General features: G+C 52.1%; 22 protein-coding genes. 9 read left to right on the forward strand and 13 right to left on the reverse strand.

Annotation, left to right across the window (positions count from 1 at the left end; genetic code table 11):
- Positions 1 to 120 precede the first annotated feature (120 nt).
- Both ttcA and PJE062_RS06455 read left to right on the forward strand, forming a co-directional pair.
- A complete protein-coding gene (gene ttcA / locus PJE062_RS06450) occupies positions 121 to 1086 on the forward strand; it encodes a tRNA 2-thiocytidine(32) synthetase TtcA (protein ID WP_008547581.1) in 966 nt (321 codons plus the stop codon).
- A gap of 163 nt (positions 1087 to 1249) precedes the next feature.
- The gene (locus PJE062_RS06455; RefSeq protein ID WP_008548019.1) at positions 1250 to 1747 is read left to right on the forward strand and encodes a hypothetical protein; all 498 of its coding nucleotides are present in this window, start codon (positions 1250 to 1252) and stop codon (positions 1745 to 1747) included.
- An 836-nt stretch (positions 1748 to 2583) separates the two neighbouring features.
- Here PJE062_RS06455 and PJE062_RS06465 read toward each other — a convergent pair.
- The 5 genes from PJE062_RS06465 to PJE062_RS06485 all read right to left on the reverse strand — a co-directional run bounded on the left by PJE062_RS06465 (position 2584) and on the right by PJE062_RS06485 (position 7119).
- Entirely contained in the window at positions 2584 to 3246 is a 663-nt protein-coding gene (locus tag PJE062_RS06465; RefSeq protein ID WP_008547953.1) for an HAD family hydrolase, read from the reverse strand.
- 117 nt (positions 3247 to 3363) lie between these two features.
- Positions 3364 to 3699, reverse strand: a complete 336-nt coding sequence (gene grxD / locus PJE062_RS06470) for a Grx4 family monothiol glutaredoxin (RefSeq protein ID WP_008547903.1) — start codon at positions 3697 to 3699, stop codon at positions 3364 to 3366.
- Positions 3700 to 3829: 130 nt separating this feature from the next.
- Positions 3830 to 4063: a BolA family protein gene (locus PJE062_RS06475; RefSeq protein WP_008547869.1), complete on the reverse strand. Its 234-nt coding sequence runs from the start codon at positions 4061 to 4063 to the stop codon at positions 3830 to 3832.
- A gap of 114 nt (positions 4064 to 4177) precedes the next feature.
- On the reverse strand, positions 4178 to 6382 hold the full coding sequence (gene purL / locus PJE062_RS06480) for a phosphoribosylformylglycinamidine synthase subunit PurL (protein ID WP_037036296.1): 2205 nt from the start codon (positions 6380 to 6382) through the stop codon (positions 4178 to 4180).
- A gap of 224 nt (positions 6383 to 6606) precedes the next feature.
- Entirely contained in the window at positions 6607 to 7119 is a 513-nt protein-coding gene (locus PJE062_RS06485) for a hypothetical protein (RefSeq protein ID WP_008547664.1), read from the reverse strand.
- A 359-nt stretch (positions 7120 to 7478) separates the two neighbouring features.
- Here PJE062_RS06485 and PJE062_RS06490 point away from each other — a divergent pair, with 359 nt between their 5' ends.
- Both PJE062_RS06490 and PJE062_RS06495 read left to right on the forward strand, forming a co-directional pair.
- Positions 7479 to 8462 carry an HlyD family secretion protein gene (locus PJE062_RS06490; RefSeq protein ID WP_174519169.1) on the forward strand — a complete coding sequence of 328 codons (984 nt, stop codon included), beginning with the start codon at positions 7479 to 7481 and terminating at the stop codon, positions 8460 to 8462.
- A 10-nt stretch (positions 8463 to 8472) separates the two neighbouring features.
- Positions 8473 to 9525 (forward strand): FUSC family protein, encoded by a 1053-nt coding sequence (locus PJE062_RS06495; protein ID WP_008547505.1) that lies wholly within the window; start codon positions 8473 to 8475, stop codon positions 9523 to 9525.
- A gap of 63 nt (positions 9526 to 9588) precedes the next feature.
- On the opposite strand, the gene PJE062_RS06500 is transcribed toward PJE062_RS06495, so the two are convergent.
- Entirely contained in the window at positions 9589 to 10125 is a 537-nt protein-coding gene (locus PJE062_RS06500; protein ID WP_008547673.1) for a peroxiredoxin-like family protein, read from the reverse strand.
- A gap of 145 nt (positions 10126 to 10270) precedes the next feature.
- Between PJE062_RS06500 and PJE062_RS06505 the strand changes: the two genes are divergently transcribed.
- A complete protein-coding gene (locus PJE062_RS06505; RefSeq protein WP_008547858.1) occupies positions 10271 to 11083 on the forward strand; it encodes an AraC family transcriptional regulator in 813 nt (270 codons plus the stop codon).
- Between the two features lie 89 nt (positions 11084 to 11172).
- Positions 11173 to 12399 carry a chromate efflux transporter gene (gene chrA / locus PJE062_RS06510; RefSeq protein ID WP_008547902.1) on the forward strand — a complete coding sequence of 409 codons (1227 nt, stop codon included), beginning with the start codon at positions 11173 to 11175 and terminating at the stop codon, positions 12397 to 12399.
- Between the two features lie 61 nt (positions 12400 to 12460).
- Here chrA and purQ read toward each other — a convergent pair whose 3' ends face one another.
- From purQ to purC, 4 genes are all read right to left on the reverse strand, one after another.
- The gene (gene purQ, locus PJE062_RS06515) at positions 12461 to 13132 is read right to left on the reverse strand and encodes a phosphoribosylformylglycinamidine synthase subunit PurQ (RefSeq protein ID WP_008547760.1); all 672 of its coding nucleotides are present in this window, start codon (positions 13130 to 13132) and stop codon (positions 12461 to 12463) included.
- Positions 13133 to 13177: 45 nt separating this feature from the next.
- On the reverse strand, positions 13178 to 13285 hold the full coding sequence (locus PJE062_RS26875) for a phosphoribosylformylglycinamidine synthase-associated small membrane protein (RefSeq protein WP_014286429.1): 108 nt from the start codon (positions 13283 to 13285) through the stop codon (positions 13178 to 13180).
- 36 nt (positions 13286 to 13321) lie between these two features.
- Entirely contained in the window at positions 13322 to 13561 is a 240-nt protein-coding gene (gene purS / locus PJE062_RS06520; RefSeq protein WP_008548081.1) for a phosphoribosylformylglycinamidine synthase subunit PurS, read from the reverse strand.
- A gap of 210 nt (positions 13562 to 13771) precedes the next feature.
- On the reverse strand, positions 13772 to 14536 hold the full coding sequence (purC, locus tag PJE062_RS06525; RefSeq protein ID WP_008548091.1) for a phosphoribosylaminoimidazolesuccinocarboxamide synthase: 765 nt from the start codon (positions 14534 to 14536) through the stop codon (positions 13772 to 13774).
- 356 nt (positions 14537 to 14892) lie between these two features.
- Here purC and PJE062_RS06530 point away from each other — a divergent pair, with 356 nt between their 5' ends.
- On the forward strand, positions 14893 to 15216 hold the full coding sequence (locus tag PJE062_RS06530) for a DUF1476 domain-containing protein (protein ID WP_008548073.1): 324 nt from the start codon (positions 14893 to 14895) through the stop codon (positions 15214 to 15216).
- A 165-nt stretch (positions 15217 to 15381) separates the two neighbouring features.
- Complete coding sequence (locus PJE062_RS06535; RefSeq protein WP_008548050.1) at positions 15382 to 16149, forward strand: HpcH/HpaI aldolase/citrate lyase family protein; 768 nt, start codon at positions 15382 to 15384, stop codon at positions 16147 to 16149.
- A 62-nt stretch (positions 16150 to 16211) separates the two neighbouring features.
- Here the strand turns inward: PJE062_RS06535 and rpe are convergent, their stop codons facing one another.
- From rpe to PJE062_RS06550, 3 genes are all read right to left on the reverse strand, one after another.
- The gene (gene rpe / locus PJE062_RS06540; protein ID WP_008547400.1) at positions 16212 to 16880 is read right to left on the reverse strand and encodes a ribulose-phosphate 3-epimerase; all 669 of its coding nucleotides are present in this window, start codon (positions 16878 to 16880) and stop codon (positions 16212 to 16214) included.
- A gap of 97 nt (positions 16881 to 16977) precedes the next feature.
- Positions 16978 to 17967, reverse strand: coding sequence for a symporter (locus PJE062_RS06545; RefSeq protein WP_008548030.1), 990 nt, complete (start codon positions 17965 to 17967; stop codon positions 16978 to 16980).
- A 131-nt stretch (positions 17968 to 18098) separates the two neighbouring features.
- Complete coding sequence (locus PJE062_RS06550; protein WP_008547660.1) at positions 18099 to 18584, reverse strand: Lrp/AsnC family transcriptional regulator; 486 nt, start codon at positions 18582 to 18584, stop codon at positions 18099 to 18101.
- Between the two features lie 155 nt (positions 18585 to 18739).
- On the opposite strand from PJE062_RS06550, the gene PJE062_RS06555 reads away from it, so the two are divergent.
- Positions 18740 to 22225 carry an indolepyruvate ferredoxin oxidoreductase family protein gene (locus PJE062_RS06555; RefSeq protein WP_008548146.1) on the forward strand — a complete coding sequence of 1162 codons (3486 nt, stop codon included), beginning with the start codon at positions 18740 to 18742 and terminating at the stop codon, positions 22223 to 22225.
- Positions 22226 to 22310: the final 85 nt, after the last annotated feature.

Genomic DNA, 22310 nt, shown 5'->3' on the forward strand with positions numbered 1-22310 from the left:
TGAACGATTTGATTTGGGCTGCCCTTTGGGTGGCCCTTTTCATTTTGCGGTGCTATTCCTGCCGCAACAAATTGCATTCATCATCGCCGGATGAATAACGAGTAAAGATAAGATAAAGCCATGAGTCAGTTAAGCGCAGAACACGCAACCGATACAGCTGTTGAAAGCAAAGTTTTCGATCCGGATTGCCATCCGCTATTCCGTGAGGTGCCAAGTTCGGTTGAGTTTAAAAAGCTGCGTAAGCGCTTGCTGCGTGAGACTCGTCAGGCGATCTCTGATTACAAAATGGTGCCGGATGGTGCGAGCCCGGAAAAGACCAAATGGCTCATCTGCCTGTCTGGCGGTAAAGACAGTTACACTCTGCTTGCGGTTCTGATGGATCTGAAGTGGCGCGGTCTTCTTCCTGTTGACCTGATCGCCTGCAACCTAGATCAGTCTCAGCCGGGTTTCCCTCAACACATTCTGCCTGAGTTCTTTGAGCGCTATGAGATCCCAAATTTGATCGTGCGCGAGAACACCTATGGCATCGTCACCGACAAGCTCCCTGAGACGTCTACCTATTGCTCTTTGTGCTCCCGTTTGCGCCGCGGCATTCTTTATCGCACTGCGCGCGAGCTGGGCTGTGAGGCGATTGTTCTGGGTCACCACCGCGATGATGCGCTGGAAACCTTCATGATGAACATGTTCCACGGTGGCCGTATGGCCTCCATGCCGCCAAAGCTGGTGAACGATGAGGGTGATCTCATGGTTCTGCGCCCGCTGATGAACTCATCAGAGGCAGACATTGAGAAGTTCTCCAAGGCGATGGAGTTCCCGATCATTCCTTGTAACCTGTGTGGTTCTCAGGATGGCCTGCAGCGCGTTCAAGTGAAGAACATGTTGCAACAGTGGGAGAAGGAAACTCCGGGTCGCCTCGGCATCATGGCACGCGCTCTGGCACATGTGCGGCCATCTCACTTGCACGATGCGAAAGCGTTTGATTTTGTTGGCCTGCGTCCGAACACCGGCGAGAAGGGCGAGAGCGATCAGGAACCTTGTGCAGCAGCTGAGGCGATGACTGAGAAGCTGTTTGGCAACGAGTTTTAGTCGCTTGGGCGACCTTTTGAGTTAGTTTGTAAGCGTATTCTTATCCGAAAACCGGAACCACTTTTCGGGAATACGCTGTAGATACTTAAGGCCGCTGTATCATTTGATGCAGCGGCTTTTTTGCTCTTGGGGCATAGATTGAAGAGCTGCACAGGATTGAAAGATGGCACCACTTCGTTTTCGGGCTCGTAACACTGCCTTGGTTCTGCAAAACCTGTTTGTTGCTGTGATGTTTGTCGTGTTCTCACAGCTGCACGGGTTTGCTGCGCTTTCTCCGTTGTTAGAGGAAGTGTTTGGCATTGGGGTTGCTACATTCTTTTCGATCGGTATCACCATCGCACTCGGCACTGCCTGCATGTTCTATCTGCCTTCTCTGAACTACGTTGAGATCAACCGCGAAGGGATCGTGTATCACCGCGCACTGGTTAAGCGCCGATTGACTTGGGAAGAGGTGGAAGCGGCTGGTGTGAAACCGTTGACCTTCATGGGCGTCAAGTTGGGCAAACGCGTGGTGCTGGATCTGAAAGGCAAACGCAAGTTCCCTTATGCGCAAGCCGTTCGCGGTCTGGGCATCGATGGTATTCTTCCAGGTTCTTACAGAGAAACACCTGAAGAGATGGCACAGCAGATTGAGCAGTTTCGTGGTGTTGCAGGGGTTTGACTGGACTGGTTGCCAGAGAATCCAGACAGAATTTTAAACTCTTGTTAGGTAATAAAAATTCGTAAATGACATGAAATAATTGCAAAAGATACGCGATTTTACCTATTCGATAAAGAATGTATCCAGAACCTGTAACTAAAGTCGAATAAGGACATACATTTCAGCGGTCAGGTCCCGGTTTGAGGGGCGATATTTTTTAGTTTCTCGATGTGATTTTTCACCAAAGGCATTGGAGGCAACTATGAATATGGTGATTGAAGGCCTGAATGGCATTGGATGGCGAAAGCGGAGAAATCCTGCTTCTGAATCCTGTCAGTGCGGTTCCTGGAAACTGCATTGGATCAAACACTCCAAGCGTGACTGGCCGTCAAAATGCAGTAATGCAGATTGCCATAAGAAACCCACCCTAGGCGCAGATGTCAGATGGCTTAGCGGCAGCCGTCCTCAAATCATCCCCCTATGCGATAGTTGTAGCAAGCAAACTGATCGCTTCAATCTCAGAGAGGGTACAGTCACCGTACTGACTCATCAGTATGAGTGCAGCTGAGCTCTCACTTCATTCCACCATAGTACTTACAGGCGTCAGGGCCGTTCAGTAAGGACGGTTTCTGAAATACTGTCATATGGTTGCACTCGTAGCGAGCCAGACCTTCCTTTGTGGTTGGCGTGATGCTTGCCGCGACGGCTCCCATGGTGGTTCCTGTGATTATGCCAAGGAGCAAAACTCTCAGATAAACTTGCATCTCTCATCCCCCGATGAACTGTTGATGAGACGTTTCTAGCAAGGGGAATGTGAGAGAGCTCTGAGAGCAATGTTCATTTGGCGTTCAGGATGGTTAAGCCGTCAGGCTGCTCCAGTTAACCTTTAAAAGACTGTCCTGTTTTGCTGCTGCGGTGAAGTCAGAGAGAGGCAGAGGATCTGCCTTGTCGTCATGCGGGGCGACGTGCAATGCACTCCATCCAGCTCCCCGAGCAGGTTTGATGTCTTTCTCCAGATTGTCTCCGATGAAGAGTGCAGTATCGGCTTCAAAGTTGTGCTGGGTTTGGAGCTTACGGAGGAGGGGGACACTTGGCTTGCACTCTGCGGGGAAGGGATCTCCACTGGCATAGGCAAAGTCTACATGCTCTGAGAGGCCGAGCTTGTTCATGACGGCCCATTGAAACTGAGAGGGGCCATTTGTCATCACGCCGATCTGACAGCCAAAGTTGGCTTTGAAGAGCGCCATTGCTTCGAAGATGCCTGTGAATGGTACCTGAGCTTCCGACCAACGCTGTGTGAACGTATCTAACGCGTTCTTTTGTTCCTCAGGTGATAGTTCCGGAAAGCAGGATTGAACAGCTTCAAGGCCGGTATGCTCTCCGTTGTGCAGCATATGGCGGAGCCAGGTGTCGCTATGCTTATTGAACTGCTCGCCAAAGATCTCAAAGAACATCTTGGGATAGGAGGCCTTGTGATGGCAAATGGTGCCATCCAGATCGAAAACAATGGTCTTGAACATGTACTGTCTGCTAACTGAAAAAACTACGGTTTAAACTATTCGGTTCTAACAGTATGGCAACAAAAAACGGGCCCTCGTGGGAAGGCCCGTTTTGGAAAATGCTTTTTCAGCAGAGACTTATGCAGCTGGTGCGATCTCGATGCCTTTTTCTGCAAACAGAGCCTGCAGTTCCTGAGACTGGAACATCTCACGGATAATATCACAGCCACCGATGAACTCGCCTTTGACGTAGAGCTGTGGGATTGTTGGCCACTGGCTGTAGTCTTTGATGCCCTGACGGAGGTTATCGTCTTCAAGAACGTTATGACCGATGTACTTCACACCAATGTAGTCCAAAATCTGCACTGACTGGCCGGAGAAGCCACACTGTGGGAAGTTTGGGGTGCCTTTCATGAAGAGCACAACATCGTTGTTTTCTACTTCGTGCTTGATCCAGTTTTGGATATCGCTCATTTCGTCGAGTTCCTTTCGCTCGACCGGGGTCAAAGCCCGGTGACCGTGATTGTATTTTGTTCGTGGTGCGGCCACTCATATGGGAACTTGCATGGGTAATGCAAGAAAAAGGTCGCACCTTCGTGTTCTGTTATTCCGGAGCTGAGGTCTGCAGCGCCAAAGCGTGCAAATCGTCGCCCATTTTACCCTTAAGAGCCTGATACACCATCTGGTGCTGCTGTACGCGGGATTTACCGCGGAAACTTTCTGAGATGACGACAGCTGCGTAGTGATCACCATCACCTGCCAGATCTCTGATTTCCACGTGTGCGTCTGGCAAAGCCTCTTTAATAAGGGTCTGTAGTTCGCCTGCGTCCATGGCCATGAGTGTGCCTCCTTGCCCGACTGGGTTGCTTCTGTTTGGCTGCTTCTCTCACCACGAATGAAGAGAGAAGCGAATCTTATTTAGAACTCAGTTTAGCAGTTCGGTGGACGAGTATCAGCTCGCCTGCATAAAATGCGGGAACCATCCCTCGAAAGCATTGTTCAGTTCTTCAACTGACACACTGATTTTATCGCCAAGAACCAGAGTATCACCACCAGTCTTACCGATTTCTTCTGTGCTGATACCAGCGTCGATCGCATCTTCCAAGAAGGCAGCGAGTTTTTCCTCTGCCACAGTCACAACATAGCGACTTTGATCTTCACCAAACAGAATGGCATGAGGATGGTCACCAGTCACTTTTGCGGTGGCGCCGAGCTTGCCTTTAATCGCCATTTCAGCCAGAGCAACAGCGAGACCTCCTGAGGAGATGTCGTGTGCTGCTGTAATACGGCCTTCGGTGATTGCTTCACGAACAAATGTGCCGGTGAGCTTTTCAACTTCCAGATCGACTGGAGGAGGAGCGCCTTCTTCGCGGCCCAGAACTTCCTGCAGGTACTGAGAAGAGCCGAGGTGTTTGCCCTTACCGCCCAGAACGACGATGGTTTCGCCAGTGCTAACAAATGCACTGCCGACGCGTTTGGTCACGTCTTTCAGCAGACCAACGCCGCCGATGGCTGGTGTTGGCAGAATGCCTTCGCCGTAGGTTTCGTTGTAAAGGGAAACGTTACCGGAAACGATTGGGGTTTCCAGCACTTCACAGGCTTCGCCGATACCCTTCAGACAGCCAACGAACTGACCCATGATCTCTGGCTTTTCAGGATTGCCGAAGTTCAGGTTGTCGGTGATTGCCAGTGGCAGAGAGCCAACTGCGGACAGGTTGCGGTAGGTTTCTGCAACGGCCTGCTTGCCACCCTCATAAGGGTTTGCGTAGCAGTAGCGTGGGTTTACATCGACGGAGAACGCCAGACCTTTGTCTGTGCCGTCTACGCGGATGACGCCTGCATCACCGCCCGGAGTTGCGGCAGAGTTGCCCTGAATGAGGGTGTCGTACTGCTCGTAAACCCAGCGACGGGAAGAGCCGTTTGCGCCACCGAGCAGCTTCAGCAGTGCTTCTTTGTAGTCTGCTGGTTCTTCAACGTTGGCTGCAGCGATTTCTTCCGGCTCAGGCCATTGTGTCCATGGACGGTCATACTCAGGAGCTTCGTCGCCGAGTTCCTTGATTGGCAGATCAGCCATTACTTCGCCGTGCTGCTTCACAACGAAGCGCAGGGTATCCGTGGTGATGCCGCAGATTGCGAAGTCCAGACCCCACTTAGTGAAGATGGCTTCCGCTTCTTTTTCCTTGGATGGCTCCAGCACCATGAGCATACGCTCCTGGCTTTCTGAGAGCATCATCTCGTAGGCCGTCATGTTTTCTTCGCGGGCAGGAACCTTGTCGAGGTCGAGCTCGATGCCGAGGTTGCCTTTTGCGCCCATCTCAACAGCAGAGCAGGTGAGGCCAGCGGCGCCCATGTCCTGAATAGCGATAACCGCGCCGGTTTTCATCAGCTCAAGGCAGGCTTCCATCAGGCATTTTTCAGTGAATGGATCACCAACCTGGACGGTAGGACGCTTTTCGTCGATGGAATCATCGAACTCAGCGGAGGCCATTGTTGCGCCGCCAACGCCGTCACGGCCTGTTTTTGCACCGAGGTAAACGACTGGGAGGCCGACACCTTTTGCTTCGGACAGGAAGATCTTGTCTGCATCAGCAAGACCAGCTGCGAAGGCGTTTACAAGGCAGTTGCCGTTGTAGGATTTGTGGAACTCAACTTCACCGCCCACGGTTGGGACGCCAAAGGAGTTGCCGTAGCCACCAACGCCGGAGACAACACCGGAAACGAGGTGGCGCGTGCGTGGATGATCCGGCTCACCGAAGCGCAGCGCATTCATAGCTGCGACAGGGCGAGCGCCCATGGTGAACACGTCGCGCAGGATGCCGCCAACGCCGGTTGCCGCGCCCTGATAGGGCTCGATGTAAGATGGGTGGTTGTGGCTTTCCATCTTGAAGACGACAGCCTGACCATCATCGATGTCGACAACGCCTGCGTTTTCGCCTGGTCCCTGAATGACGCGAGGGCCAGTGGTCGGGAGTGTCTTCAACCATTTCTTGGAGGATTTGTAGGAGCAATGCTCGTTCCACATTGCGGAGAAAATTCCAAGCTCGGTGAAGGTTGGCTCTCGGCCAATCAGCTCCAGGATGCGAGCATATTCATCTTCCTTAAGACCGTGGGCCTCAATGAGTTCGGGGGTGATCTTAACGCTATTTTGGATCATCACACTCAGAAAATTTGGGCGCTGTGCGCCGGGGCCAAATGTCACGGGCTGCTTAACAGGATTCATAGAAAAATGGAAACTGTAGAGGCCGCTTTTTTGGATTTTTTGCTGCCAAGGCATGGTTTTTTGCAGCTTAACGACAAGTCACTCTGTTTAAATCATATGGAGCTGTAATCTTTTGAATTAGCTGAAAAATTTTTCAACCTAAAATACTCAGTTTGCGGTGGTCAGAAGGTGACTTCGCCCTGCAGAGTTGTCACGGACATGGACATGTTTGGCAGCTTGGTACGGCTCCATGTTCCGCTGCCTTTGGCATTTGCCCATTTTTCATCGCCACCCAGAATGGCCCAGTTGCCTGAGTACCGTCCGTCTTTGATGCCCGTGATCTCATAGCTGATGGCAAACGGTGCGCCGTTCTTGTCCTTCAGGCTGCAAACACCGCCGCCCTGTACCTGCATGTTTTTAACGACTGCACCGCCGAAGCAGCTGCCGGATACGAAGTCGAATGGATCTTCAGGATTGTCGCTGAGGAATACGTAATCTGCGTTGATGCGCTTGAGGTTGAGTTGATCGGTGATGATAGCATTGTTGTAAAGGCCGAAGGTTGCGAGCTGACCTGTGTGAGAGAACCCTGCTGCTCTGGCGTTGACCTGTGCTGCATTGGCAGAAAGAGCGGTGACTCCAACTGCTGTGGCGAAAACGGTTCCGAGGACGGCAAGTCTTTTCGCAAGGGGTGGCATCACAGATAGTCCTTTGCAGGTTTGCCCGGCGAATTAGCAAGGCGCATGTGTTTTCGCGATGCAACCACAACCTGAGAGGATGTTTCAATCATGTCCTTTTGAACTGGTTAGGGTTTTGTTTCGCGTTATGCAATGAGCGGGCGCTAAAATTTTACGCTTCGGAAATATTCGTTAACCTACTGTATTTACTAGCTACTTAGAATTTGGAGGGATCATTTTCACGATTTCAAAACCCTCATTTGCGATGCTTTCACGTGCCTCCAAATGGGCGCCTTTTGCTGGTGCTAATAACCGGCTTGTCTAACAAGAATTCGCCGATGCTTATGTTTTGCGTAGTGTCAGGTGAGCGGAGATAAAGGGTGCCTGGAGGCATTTTTCACATAAGTGGTCCGATCAAGGTGATCTTAGGCGCATGCGCCTTGATCGGCGCTTATGTTGTTATTGATTATTTCTTCACCTACACCGCTGATGCCTATGTCTCCGCAGATGTGGTGCGTGTCTCTCCTGAAATTTCCGGATTTGTTACCGAGGTTCCTGTTGATCGGAACAAGGCTGTAAAAGCTGGTGAGTTGCTGATGCAGATTGATCCTGAACCTTTTGCTCTGGCGGTTCAGGAAGCGCGGGCGCAGGAAGCCATGTCTCTGGCTAACTTGCGCAGGTCTGAGGCAGAGGTGCAGGTTGCTGAGGCTGCAGTAACGGCTGCGGTTGCAAAGGTTGCTAATCTCTCAGCTCAACAGCAGCGCTTTGAGGAGCTGACGGACAATGGTTTCGTAACCCAGCAACGTCTCGACAACATCACGCTTTCTCTGGAAGAGGCGAATGCGGAAACGGATTCGGCGAGAGATACTTTGCGGGCGGCTGCGCATCAGGTGGAAGTGCAACGCTCGACCTATGAGGCTTCTCAGGCGGCAACAGCTCTGGCGCAGTACAATCTTCGAAAGTCCTCCTTATTGTCGCCGGTGGATGGTGTGGTCAGCGAGTACACAGTTAACCCGGGCAATTATGTGCTTCAGGGCATTCCACAGATGGCACTTATCACGAACACCAATTGGCGGATCATTGCGAACCTGATTGAGAGGCATGCGGCCCGGTTGAAACCGGGGCAAACGGTCTACTTTCAGGTCTCCAGTGATCCATACCGGGTTCACAAAGGGACGGTCCGGTCCATTGGGCGAGGCATTTCCCGCATGGATCAGGATCCCAGGGTGCTGCCTTACATACCATTGACGACCGACTGGATCCGGCTTTCGCAGCGGTTTCCGGTCGAAATTGATATGGGGGAGTTTTTAGAGGACCACGTTCCAATGCATGGGGGAGATGCGCGCATCTTCCTTGTGCATTAGAGGAGGCGCCATGTTCTTCAACTACGCTATCGGTCTCCGCACCAGCCTGATGGTGACGCTCGCCTCGATCATTGCTCTGATTGTTGATGCGGATGATCCTTGGTGGGCGGCCATGTCTGCCATGACGGTGGCCAATGCGGACTGGACCAACGTTTGGCGCAAAGGCATTCAACGTGTGATCGGCACCATTGCCGGTGGGTTTTCCGGGTACTGGATTGCGGTTGCAGTTAAGAACTATGAAGTCTTCCAGATGATTGCGGTTGGATGCCTTGCAGCCCTTGCGATTTATAAGCGAATGGCGAGCCCCAACTATGCCTATGCGTGGTTGATGGGGATCGTGACTGCGATGTTGGCCATTTATATTTCTCTGCTGGAAATTGATCTGTTGTTTTATCTGATGGTTGACCGAACAATTACGGTTGCAATTGGGGTGATGACCGCGGCGGTCGTCTCCTATTACTTCCTCGAGGAAACGTCGTTAGGTGTGGGAGTTGGACCCTATTTGACGCCCAACATCGACACCATGGATAAGAGCTGGGTGATTGCGCTGTGTTTGAGCGGGGCAGCAGTCGCAATGCTGGCACCGATCATCTACGTGGGCCATGAACTTGCGGCGATGGTGCAGATCATCATTACCTCGCTTGTTGTGCTCTATGGGCCGGTTGTGTCCGTGAAGAAGTTTGCTTTGAACCGAAGTCTGGGCTGTCTCATCGGTGGGTTGATGGGGTTCGGTCTGATCGGGCTCGGGTTACAGTCGTTTTTCTGGTGGGCGCTGCTGCTTGCAATCGGGTTGTTCTTCCTAGCCTCGGTGCACCACGGCAAGAGTTACTGGGCTTATGCAGGAACGCAGGGTGGGTATGCGTTTGTGATTGCGGCGCTGGCGTCTGCAGGTCCGGTCGACAACTTCAATCAGGTTATTGACCGATTAGTGGGTGTTGTTTTGGGGGCTGTGATTGCGATCTGTGTCTTGATTGTTGTCCGCATTTGGCAGGGGGCAGACTTTCCAGATATTGAGCACATCAATCAGAAGAAGGCACGAAAGCCTCGTGTCAAAAAGACATAAAAAAGAGAGGCTGCGAAAACACAGCCTCTCTGAGCACCAAGAAAGTGTTTGTGGTAAAATTGATTATAGAGCTCCGGTGTATTCACCGCGGGCGGGATAATCGTTCTTGATGCAGAAGTCGAGAGCACCGAGCATTGGTTTAAAGTCAGGACGTGCAAATGGCATAGTCTGCACATTCCCGAAGTAAAGTGTGCCGTCAGGCTTTACGAAGAACAGTCCTGGTTCTGCGAACAGATCTGGTTCTTCAATACCGATAGACGTTTTTCCGCGGCCTGCTGAAATGAACAGACCCCATTCACGCGCCTTGGTCAGAGTAACGCCATACCCAACGCGCAGTTTGTCTGCTTTGATTGCGTTGGAGAATGTTTGGGCACGATCCTCTGTATCGGTGGAGAGAGCAATGGTTTTCACACCGCGTTCTTCGAACTCCGGTGTCAGACGTTCCAGTTCTTTCAGGTAGGTTGCACAGATGGGGCAGTGCAGACCACGGTAAAAGACAACCAGAGTGGCAAAATCAGAAGCGTCGGCTGACAGATCGAATGTACCACCACCAACGAGGTTCGCAGATAAGCTTGGGACTGGCTTGCGAGGGATCAGCATATTATTCTCCTGAGCTAAGTATTCTTCTTGTAGCTTTGCTCATTTCGTTTTTTGAAAAGGCAATTAGCGGTGGTCGATTTGTAGCTATTATGTTATTGAACGTTTAATTGCCTTTTGTTCGAAAAAACTGATCGAGAGTTCGGATATGGCCACTGAGCTAGCTGAAGTGAAACCACGAGAGCTGCGATACGACCGTCTGTCTTCGCTTATTGAGCGCTTTAAGGTGGAGGCGCATATCCTTCACAACACAGAGGATGAGGTGCTTCAGGGCAACTTTTTCATCCTTCGTTGCATGCACGGTTTTCGGAAGCTCGTGTTCCTTCCTTCCAGTCCCAACAACCCAACTGAGATCAAGCGTATTTGCGATGACACCATTGTGCTTGCAGGTGCGCGGGTGGAGTTCGGTGGGCCGGGATCTCAGCTGAGTACGGCGCTGCCGGACTATGTCGAGATCTATCTGCAGGATGCGCCTGAGTTGGAAAGCCTTGCTGACCTGATGGTGGAAGAAGTGCTGTCTCCGCGCTGTGGTGGAGCGGCGGTGATCAACCGGCTTTGCGAAGTGGTGGTGATCCGGTTGCTGCGGCATGCGGTTCGTTCTGGTGCTGCATGTAGCGGATTGATTGCCGGGCTAGCACACCCAAATCTGGCGCAAGCGCTTGTGGCTATTCATGAGGAACCGGCAAAGCAGTGGCGACTGGAGACCCTCGCTGAAGTGGCGGGCATGTCGCGCACTCAGTTTGCGGTTCACTTCAAGGATGTAATGGGTGAGACGCCGGGTTCTTACTTAAGCAACTGGCGTCTGGCTCTGGCGAAGCTGGATCTGGAGGCTGGGCGTCCCTTGAAAAGTGTGGCAGCGCGTGTTGGTTTTGCGTCGCCGACGGCATTGTCCCGTGCCTATCAACGGCGTTACAATGAGTTGCCTCGCAATGTTGCATTGAAAACAGTTGTGGCTGCCTAGTACCGGGGCGCTCTGAGTATTTGTCCTGATGTCACAACTCTGCTTTATATGCTGCTCCGCTTTCTATTCAGAATACGATTGAGCCATCCATGAGTTTTGCAGAACGTCCGACAAATCTTCCTGAGGAACATGTTCAGGGTCATGCGTTAGAGGTCTTTGTTGCTTTCCTGAAGTTGGGCCTGACATCCTTTGGTGGGCCGATTGCGCATCTTGGGTATTTCCGAGAGGAGCTGGTTAAGCGACGTAAGTGGCTTTCTGAAGAAGCCTATGGGGATCTGGTTGCGCTCTGTCAGTTTTTGCCGGGGCCTGCGAGTAGTCAGGTTGGATTTGGGCTTGGTTTGATGCGGGCAGGGCCACTTGGGGCGCTTGCAGCATTCTTTGCGTTTACCGCACCTTCCGCTTTGCTTCTCTTTGGTTTTGCATACTGGGCCAGCGCTTTTGAGGGGCCTGTCGGAATGGGCTTGATCCATGGCCTCAAGCTGGTTGCTGTTGCTGTAGTGGCGCAGGCGGTTTGGGGGATGGCACGTAACTTCTGTGCAGATCAACTGCGGGCTGGGCTTGCGGTGCTTGCAGTGGTTCTGGTCGTTGCGCTGGGCGGTGCTGGTGGGCAGATTGCTGCGATAGTTGCTGGTGGCTTAGGTGGTTTCCTGTTCTGCCGATCTGAGCCCAAAGCCGACGTTCATGAGGTGCTGTTTGCTCCGAGGCGTCGGTTTGGTCTTCTGGCCGTTGCGCTATTTGCAATTCTTTTGTTCGGCCTGCCTGTTTTGAGTGAGTGGGTTGTTGATCCGCTGCTTGGTGTGTTTGCCAGCTTTTATCACTCCGGTTCGCTCGTGTTTGGTGGTGGCCATGTGGTGCTGCCGCTTCTGGAGGCGGAAGTGGTTGGAACTGGGCAGGTGAGTGAGAGTTCTTTCCTCGCCGGATATGGTGCAACGCAGGCGGTACCGGGACCTCTCTTCACGTTTGCCGGTTATCTGGGGGCTGAGATGCCAACTGGATATGCACCGTGGATTGGCGCATGTGTTGCTTTGATCGGCATTTTCTTGCCGGGAGCTTTGCTTTTGATTGCCGGTTTGCCTTACTGGGCTGTTCTACGGCAGACGCCTTCAGCGCGTGGGATCATGGCAGGCGCTAATGCAGCCGTCGTTGGTGTTCTCGGTGCGGCGCTGTACTCGCCTGTGTGGACCAGTGCAATTTTGGAGGCGAAGGACTTTGCAGCGGCGCTTTGTGGCTTTGTGCTGCTAGTTTCTTTCAAAGCACCACCATGGATTGTCGTTGTGCTGCTGGGCCTGACCGGGATCGGTTTTGCGTTTATCTGAGGCATGAAAAAACCCGGAGTGCTGAGCATCCGGGTTTTAAAAAAGTTATTCTGCTCGCAGTTTAAGCTGCAAGGCTCTGCATGACGCTTTCGAACAGCGCGCGGCCTTCAACGCCACCGTGAAGATCTTCAATGAGATTTTCTGGGTGAGGCATCATGCCGAGGACGTTGCCTTTTGCGCTGGTGATGCCAGCGATGTCGTTGATGGAACCGTTCGGGTTGGTGCCGTTAGCATAGCGGAATGCCACGCGGCCTTCGCCTTCCAGTTCTTTCAGCGTTTCCGCATCAGCAAAGTAGTTGCCATCATGATGAGCCACCGGGCAGCGCCAGACCTTGCCTTTTTCCATGTGGGATGTGAAGGCACTGTTGGTGCTGGTGGTTTCCAGCATGACTTCCTTACAGACGAAGTGCAGGGATGCATTGCGCATCAGAGCGCCCGGCAGAAGGCCTGCTTCAGTCAGCATCTGGAAGCCGTTGCAAACGCCCAGAACGTGACGTCCCTGATCAGCTGCTGTTTTCAGAGCTGGCATGATGTGGGAACGAGCTGCAATCGCACCTGAACGCAGGTAATCACCGTAGGAGAAACCGCCCGGAAGGACGTAGAGATCTGCTTCCGGCAGTTCTGTTTCGGTGTGCCATATTGTGGCAACAGGCTGGCCGGAGATTTGCTCCAGCGCTTTGATCATATCGCGGTCACGGTTGGAGCCGGGGAATAGGATCACTGCGGATTTCATGAATGTTTCCTCTTGGATGGAGGGCCGCTTGTCACAGACGAGGTTTTACAGGAGTAAAAACACCGCAAGAACAGAGAGGGCAGCTGGCAAGCCAATAAAGATGATCGCCTTGATGACCATGAAACGGATGATCCGGCTGGTATCGTCTTGCACGGTTTTGCCCTCGCAGGTTCGTCTATCGTTTACAGCTTAAAGCAGCTCGATAGAGTAGTTTTCGATGACGGTGTTTGCCAGCAGCTGTTCGCACATGGCTTCAATGTCAGCTTTGGCCTGAGCTTCGCTGCGGTCAGCCAGCTCCAGATCAAACACTTTACCCTGGCGAATGCCTTCAACGCCTTCAAAACCGAGAGAACCAAGGGAGCCTTCGATTGCTTTGCCCTGGGGATCGAGAACACCGTTCTTAAGAGTGACGGTCACACGTGCCTTCATGGTTCTAACTGGTCCTTCCTTACCAATATGGGAGATTTAAGCGGACTGCATTGCGCCTGTCGCCTAAATCCATTCTTTGCGCGCGTTCATAACGCGGGAATCTATGCTGGGGAAGCAAAAACGAGCCAAGGTAGTGAGATAGTTCAATACCCGTGCGGTAGATTGCTTGCCCCAAAAATGCAAAACGGGCCTCACGGGCCCGTTCATTGATTACTTGACTAGCACTGGTCCAGAGTGTCCCGGACGGTCGTTGTCGATCAGGATGCCGAGCCTGCGGGCTACTTCCTGATAGGCTTCAACCATACCACCCATGTTCTGACGGAAGCGGTCCTTGTCCATCTTGTCGTTTGTGGAAGTATCCCACAGGCGACAGCTGTCTGGAGAAATCTCGTCCGCAAGAACAATGCGCATCATGTCGCCTTCGATCTGACGTCCAAGTTCGATCTTGAAGTCAACGAGGCGGATGCCAACGCTCATGAACAGACCGGACAGGAAGTCATTGATGCGGATGGCGAGTGCCATGATGTCATCAAGCTCCTGAGGAGCGGCCCAACCAAAAGCGGTGATGTGTTCTTCAGAAACCAGCGGATCTCCAAGTTCGTCGTTCTTGTAGTAGAACTCGATAATGGAGCGTGGTAGCTGAGTGCCTTCTTCCAATCCTAGGCGTTTGCACAGAGAACCTGCAGCAACGTTGCGGATAACGACCTCAATCGGGATGATTTCCACCTGACGGATCAGTTGTTCGCGCATGTTCAACCGACGAATAAAATGGGTTGGAATGCCCATGTTATTCAGATTGTTGAAAATGTACTCAGAAATCCGGTTGTTCAGGACACCTTTTCCATCAACGACTTCATGCTTTTCGTTGTTGAAGGCTGTTGCATCATCTTTGAAGTGTTGAATCAGCGTTCCCGGCTCAGGACCCTCATAGAGAATCTTGGCCTTGCCTTCGTAAATTCGCCGACGGCGGTTCATAGGCACGTACCATTGCGTTTGTAGAACAAGTCGTACGGGTGACGTCGGGGCGTAAACCAGATGTCTTTCAAAGCACTCGAGCCTAAAGACTGCAAATGTTCCTCCAGCATTGGTTTTCGCATCTTTCGTCATTGCGAAAATCGCGATCCCGCTATGCGGCGCGGAACTTAACCGACTTTTTGATAAAGCACAAATGGGTAATTCGAATGGCGTTACCACCATTTGATATACCACTGACTACAACTAATGGCTTTTGACCTGCAAATAGAAGTTGCGTACAATGATTCACGTAAGTTATAGCGTGACTTGTAAGAGGGGAGGGACCTTTTTACATTGTCTGAGCTAGGAGGGAATAGATGACCACGTTCGACAAACGAGCTGATGCGTTTGAAGGCGGTTTCGCAATGGGTTCTGAGCTTGCTTTCAAAGCGACTGCGCGGCGCGACAAGCTGCTGGGGCAGTGGGCTGCTGAGAAGCTTGGTTTGGCCGGGGACATTGCAGAAGAGTACGCCAACAAGATCGTACAAACTGATCTTAAAGAGCCTGGCGACGAAGACATTTTTGCTCGTATTTCCAAGGATTTTGCTGATGCAGGTGTTGAGCAGTCTGAACACCAGATTCGCCGCACCATGGAAGAGCTGATGGCTGTTGCGAAGAAGGAAGTTGCTGAGGAAGCGTAAGCAGATCCCCTCAAGCTGGCCCATCTGATGGGCGCTTCACAAAAGAATTTGCCGTCTTCCCTTGATATTGTGAGGGAGACGGCTTTTTTGTTTGAATGACAATTGCGTTTAAGAGCTGGTGCTGCGTGGTTGATGGTGCCTGTGCTCAATCAGATGAGGCATTGCATGACTGAGAATATGTGTCTGGCAGAAAAACTGCGTGCAGGGCAAACCGTTGTGAGCGCGTGGGCAAGTCTGCCATCTCCAATCTTTTCGAATCTGTTTCTGAAAAGTGGTTATGAGGCAATCACTCTGGATTTGCAGCATGGGTTGCTGACGACAGCTGATGCCCGTGATTCTATTCGGGAGATCATCATTGGCGGTGGTCATGCTGTGGCACGAATCTGCGTTGATGATTTCAAGAATGCCAGCTGGCTGCTTGATATGGGTGCGGAAGTGATAACCGCGCCGATGATCAACTCGGTGACCGATGCGAAGAAGCTTGTTGAGTTCTGCAAGTACCCACCTCTAGGATCGCGCAGTTATGGCGCTGTTGGGGCGACCATGGCCTCTGGCACCACCATGGACGAGTACTTTGCTTCCGCGGATAAGAAGACATTGGCCATTGCGATGATTGAGACACCGGAAGCCTATGAGGCTCTGGAGGATATTCTCGCAGTTGATGGATTGGATGGTGTTTTTGTTGGGCCAGCAGATCTGTCCCTGACTGTTTCTGGTGGGCAGCGCATCGAGCCAGTGGCAGATGCATCTTTGGCGATGCAGAAGGATATTGCCGAGAAGACACGTGCTGCTGGAAAGATTGCAGGGATCTACTGTGTCTCCAAAGGCCATTTGCAGCACTCGAAGGCCGCTGGTTATCAGTTCATGACGTTTGGCACAGATTCGACCTTGTTTACGAGTGCAGCATCAGAGGCTGCAAAAGCTCTCGATTAAGACTGCATTGCTTACAAAAAAGGCCGCCTCCCGGGCGGCCTTTTGCGATAATGGATCAGGACTTACACCTGAGCAGCTGTTCGAATGGCTGTAATGTTTTCGCGGTAGCTTTCTACGGTGCCACCTTTGAACACGGCTGAGCCAGCAACCAGTGTGTCTGCGCCAGCTTTGGTGACAAGTGGTGCAGTTTCCGGAGTGATGCCGCCATCGATCTGGATGCGGATTGGACGATCACCGATCATGCTTTTGATGCGTGCAACTTTCTCAATCTGAGAGTGAATGAACTTCTGCCCGCCGAAGCCTGGGTTGACTGTCATGACAAGGATCAAGTCTACGCTGTCCAGAACGTACTCCAGGTAGCTTTCATGTGTGCCAGGGTTCAGCGAAACACCTGCTTTTTTGCCAAGGGCACGGATCGCCTGCAGAGAACGGTGCAGGTGGGTGGTCGCTTCAGCGTGGACTGTGATGTAGTCGGAACCAGCCTTTGCAAAGGCTTCAAGGTATGGATCACACGGCTCGATCATGAGGTGGGTGTCGAACACCTTGTCGGTGTGTGGGCGGAGCTTTGCGATGACATCTGGGCCAAAGGTGATGTTTGGAACGAAGTGACCGTCCATAACATCCAGATGGATCCAGTCGGCTCCAGCTTCTACAACATCACGAACTTCTTGCCCCAGCTTGGAAAAGTCTGATGCAAGTACGGAAGGTGCGATAACGAGCGGCTGTGCCATAGCAGGGATTCTCCTTGATGTGCCCATTTTGCTGTGCCGCTAACATGGACACAAGAGAGAAGCAAGTGGTGCGAATAGCGCAACTGCCATTCGTTCTTTAGGGGGCGGCTGTTTCAGTCTTACCGATATGCATGGCGACAGGTCTTAGGATCCACGGCAACAGGTAGATCGGGAACTGAGCAAAGGCGAAGAAGAGCCACGCAAATTCAGGGATTGTGCCGCCTAATGCAGCAACCATCAGACCCAGATTTCGGCTTCCTGTACCATAGGCAGCGATGAAGGCGGTTTGCTTGCCTGCCGGGTAGAAGATCAGGAATGTGATGAGCAGCTGAACACCCGCGATGGCAAAGACACCGATGAACAGCGCGGTCGCCTTGAATGGGGCGGTTAGCGCAAAGTCAGTCACGCCATCCATAGCCGCTATGGCGAAGATGAACAGAACAACGCAGTTGATGCCGTTGATGTGGTCCGTGGCCTGATTGATGCGCTCAGCACCAAGCACGTAATAGAGCAGGCGACCTAAACCCGCTGAACCGATCAGGAACATAGCCAGATTAGTGGCCAGTGAGAGCGGGGCAACTTGCAAGGTGTCTGGCAGCAACAGGTACGCAAACAGGGCCGTGCTGAACGGTGCAATGATCAGTGCGAGTGTTGAGATGGTGAGTGCGAGCGCGCCGTTGAGGCCAAACATCCAGATGAAAATTGGCGTGGACATGACGGGTGGTGCTGCTGAGACCATGAACAGTGCAGTGAGTACGCCGAGATCTAACTGATCCAATCCAATTGTCAGGCATATCAAAGTCGCAAGCAGGGGCAGGATCAGCATCTGCCAGAGGACTGCCGCGATTGCTGGAAGAGGATGCGTAAGCTGCTGTGCGATGGCGGCGTTGTCGACGCGGATAAAACTCAGTGTCAGCAGAATAAAGATAGCGGGCGTTAAAAGAATGCGCAGGGCTTCTGCAATGCCGGGTAGAAAGAGGCCGAGAAAGATTGAGATCGCCACGGCATTGGTGCCGTTTCGTCCCAGAAAACGCAGGAGTGCGTTGATCAGCTTGAGGCCGCTTATAACGAATGTGGGGGAGGGCAATGTTTAGTCCACGCGAAATCTATAAGTGCAAGAGATCGCGCGACTAAACCATATCAGTCGAGTTTGAGCAAACATTTCGGAGTTTCGGCGACCGCGCGTAAACTAACTCCGATTAGGCTGTGTCAGAAACTTTAACTGACAAACTCTTTAAGCGGTAACGCAACTGTTTCCTTAATTGTCGAAACTACAATGCGGGACTGAACATCTGAGACCAGAGCGTTGTCCAGAAGTTTCAAGCGAAGGAAATCGTCATAGGACTTTATATCTGTGGCGACCACTTTGATGAGATAGTCCACTGCGCCGGTGATGCGTTCGCATGTAACAACTTCGGGCCATACCCCAATAAGCCTGTCGAATGTTTCCATGTTCTCGCGGCTGGGCACAGTGAGCTTAACAAAGGCATATGCGAGAAAGCCAAGACCGACTGCTTCGCGATCAACCAGAGCTGCTGTCTGTTTGATCACTCCAGTCTCCTTGAGTTTCTTAATTCGCCTCCAGCAAGGAGTTTGGCTCATACCGGCTTCTTTGGCGATATCTGCGATGGATTGGGATGCATCTTTTTGCAGAATGCGCAGAACTCGGATGTCGGATGGGTCCAATAAGGAATTTTCGCTCATATGCCCTCTTAGGAATAATTTTTCGACTGAGTACGTATTTGTCGGTAGGATAGCACAGAAAGCACGCAAAAAAAGGATCACTATGGGCTAGGACGAAAGAATTGGTTTTGGCGGGGGGGACCGTCCACAGCCATGATGGGAGAGGAGCTCATTGAATGAATGTAAGTGTGCCACCGATCAGCTTACATGATAAATACACAGCTGAAACAGGCAATGTTTACCTGACCGGTATTCAGGCACTGGTACGACTGGCGTTGGACCGCGGTCGTTTGGATCGAGCTAACGGATTGAAAACAGGCGGTTTTATCTCAGGATACCGCGGTTCTCCAATCGCTGGCTACGACACGGAGCTTCAAAGATCACGTCAATATCTTGATCCGCTGGATATTCAGTTTCAACCGGGAGTGAATGAGGAACTGGGTGCAACAGCGGTTTGGGGATCGCAAAAAGTTCGGCAGCACGGAAAAGGTTCTGCCTATGATGGTGTCTATGGCATCTGGTACGGGAAGGCGCCAGGCGTTGATAGAGCCGGAGATGTACTGCATCAGGCAAGTGCTTCTGGAACCGACCCAAATGGCGGTGTTGTGGCGCTTGCTGGCGATGACCATCTGGCAAAATCTTCCATTTTGCCGGCACAAAGCGAGTTTTTCTTCCAACACGCAGAAATCCCTGTTCTCAATCCTGCTGATATTCAGGAAGTGCTGGATTTTGGCCTGCACGGGTTTGAGATGTCGCGTTACACCGGTCTGTGGAGTGCATTGATTTGCCTTGCAGATACGATGGATGCATCTGGTGTTGTTTCTGTAGACCCGCAGCGTTTGTCGTTCTCACGCCCTGCTGCATTTGATCCACGCAAGAATGCGGAGTTGAATCGGGTTCTTCTGCTCGGCAACCGTCTGGAAACGGAGCGCTTGCTGCGTGATATCCGAATGCCGGCTGTTCTGGCCTATGCCAAGGCGAATCGTCTGGATCATGTGGCCTATGGTGCGCAGAAGCCTCGGATCGGTATGGTTGCGACAGGTAAGGCGTTCCGTGATCTGTGTCAGGCACTGCGCCTGATGGGCATTACGGATCGGCGAGCCAAGGAGATTGGGCTTGCGGTTTATAAGGTGGGTATGCCTTATCCGCTGGAGCCAACTGCATTTTCCAGCTTTGCGCGCGGCGTTGAAAAGATTCTGGTTGTTGAACACAAGCGTGCGTTCATCGAACCTCAGATCAAAGAGATCGCTTACAACTGGCCGAGTGATCAGCAGCCGCAGATCCTTGGAAAAAAGGATGCGCAGGGTGAGCCATTGCTCTCTGATGTGCTGGAGCTTTCCATTGATGAGATGATCCGCGTGATCATGAACTTCCTGCCTCGGGAGTACATCAATGACGAGATGCGGTCAGTTGCTGATTCCATGATGCGCCAGCAGATGTGGGCGCAGGGACATGGTGAGCTTGCTGCTCGTTCTCCGTTCTTCTGTTCTGGTTGTCCGCACAACACGTCTACTGTGGTGCCTGAAGGGTCTCGTTCCATGCCGGGGATTGGCTGTCATGCCATGACCGAAATTAATGGCCGGACGACCGATGGTCAGATCGCCATGGGTGGTGAAGGTTCACTGTGGGTTGGACAGGCGCATTTCGCCCGTGATGAGCATGTGTTTGCGAATATGGGTGATGGCACCTACTTCCACTCCGGTATTCTGTCGATCCGTCAGGCTGTGGCGGCGCGTGTGCCGATAACCTTCAAGATCCTTTATAACGATGCTGTTGCGATGACAGGCGGTCAGGAGATTGATGGATCGCTGACGGTTCCTCAGCTTCTCAATCAGCTTCATGCAGAAGGCGTTGAGAGGGTGGTTCTGCTCTCTGAGCATCCCGATGATTATCAGGGGCGTCAGGACCTAGCGCTGACTGAGCCTGTGCATCACCGCGATGATCTGATGAAGGTTCAGAACGAACTCAAGGAGTTCAAAGGCGTTTCGGCGATCGTGTTTGATCAGACCTGTGCTGCTGAGAAGCGTCGTCGTCGTAAGAGAGGGTTGTATCCCGATCCGGATCTTCGTCTGTTCATCAATGATCGTGTCTGTGAGGGTTGTGGTGACTGTTCTGTACAGTCCAACTGTCTCTCCGTTGAGCCTGTTGAGACGGTGTTTGGCGAAAAGCGCCGCATCAACCAGTCTTCCTGTAACAAAGACTTCTCCTGTGTGAAGGGCTTCTGCCCATCTTTTGTTTATGTGAAGGGCTCCAAGCTGCGTCAGGCCAAGCCAGCGGACTTTGCGCTGGATGACTATGTGAAGCAGCTGCCTGAAGTTCAGCTTCCTTCGCTTGAGAACACCCGTAACCTGCTGGTGGCTGGTATCGGCGGCATGGGTGTTACGACCATCTCCGCCATCATTGCGATGGCAGCGCATATTGACGGAATCAAAGCGTCTACGTTGGATATGACTGGACTTGCTCAGAAGGGTGGTCCTGTAACCTCTCACGTGCGTTTTGCAGCAGCAAGCGACACGATTGAGGGGCCACGTGTTCCGCCTGCACAGTTGGATGTGCTCATTGCGAGTGACATGCTGGTTGCAAGTAAGGCTGAACAGCTGTCGCTTTATCACAAGAGCAGAACGCATGGTTTTGTGAACACGAACGTCACGCCGACTTCAGAATTCGTTATGAAGCAGCAGCTGTCGTTTGATGAGCACAAGATGAAGCGGACGCTTGAGCAGGGTACGCTTGATCTGAGAGCGCATGATCTGGCGAACATTGCCGAGAAGCTGCTTGGTGATGCGATTTACACCAATATGATGCTGATCGGTCTGGCCTATCAGGCTGGCACACTGCCAATCTCAGCCCAGTCGATTGAGAATGCCATCTCATTGAATGGTGCTGCGGTTGAGAAGAACATCAATGCCTTCCATGCAGGTCGTGTTCTTTACTCCAACCCTGATGCGATCTTCGCAGCGCTTCCGCGTCAGGAAGCCGTTACGGTGATGACGCTGGATGAGAAGATTGCGTTCTTTGCCATGGAGTTGACCGCTTACCAGAACAGGTCTTACGCCAATAAGTATCTCGATAAGATCACCGAGATCCGCGCGAAAGATGAGGAGTTTGGTCCGGGATCTCTTGAGATCACCCACACCGCCGCTGAGATGCTTTACAAGGTGATGGCTTACAAAGATGAGTACGAAGTTGCGCGTCTTTATAGCGAGCCTGAGTTCCGCAAGAACCTGGAAGCACAGTTTGCTGATCCGGGTGAATTGCAGTTGATGCTGGCGCCACCATTCTTGCCTAGTAAGCCTGATCCAAAGACTGGACGTCCGCAAAAGCGGGCCTTTGGTCCTTGGATTTTCAAAGCATTTGAGATGCTTGTCTCACTCCGCAGTTTGCGTGGAACAGCTCTTGACCCGTTTGGGTATGCACGTGAACGGAAGGAAGAGCGTGCATTGATCAAGCAGTACCGTGATGACCTGAGTCTTGCCTGCGGAAAGCTGGGAACAGCAAATTATGGTCTCCTGCGTGAGTTCCTCAATTTGCCTGATTCTATTCGCGGCTATGGTCCGATCAAAGACGAGAATATGCGGCTTGCGCAACTTCGGCGCGAGGAGCTGCTTGGTCGACTCGAGGAAGATCCAACCACGGTGACCTTCAAAGAAGCAGCCGAATAACATCCAGTTATTGGCGGAAAATCAACAAATGCCGATCCCTATGGGGTCGGCATTTTGTGTTTCAAGTCACAGTTACGTGATCTTT

This window comes from Pseudovibrio sp. JE062 (assembly GCF_000156235.1).
Lineage (GTDB): Bacteria > Pseudomonadota > Alphaproteobacteria > Rhizobiales > Stappiaceae > Pseudovibrio.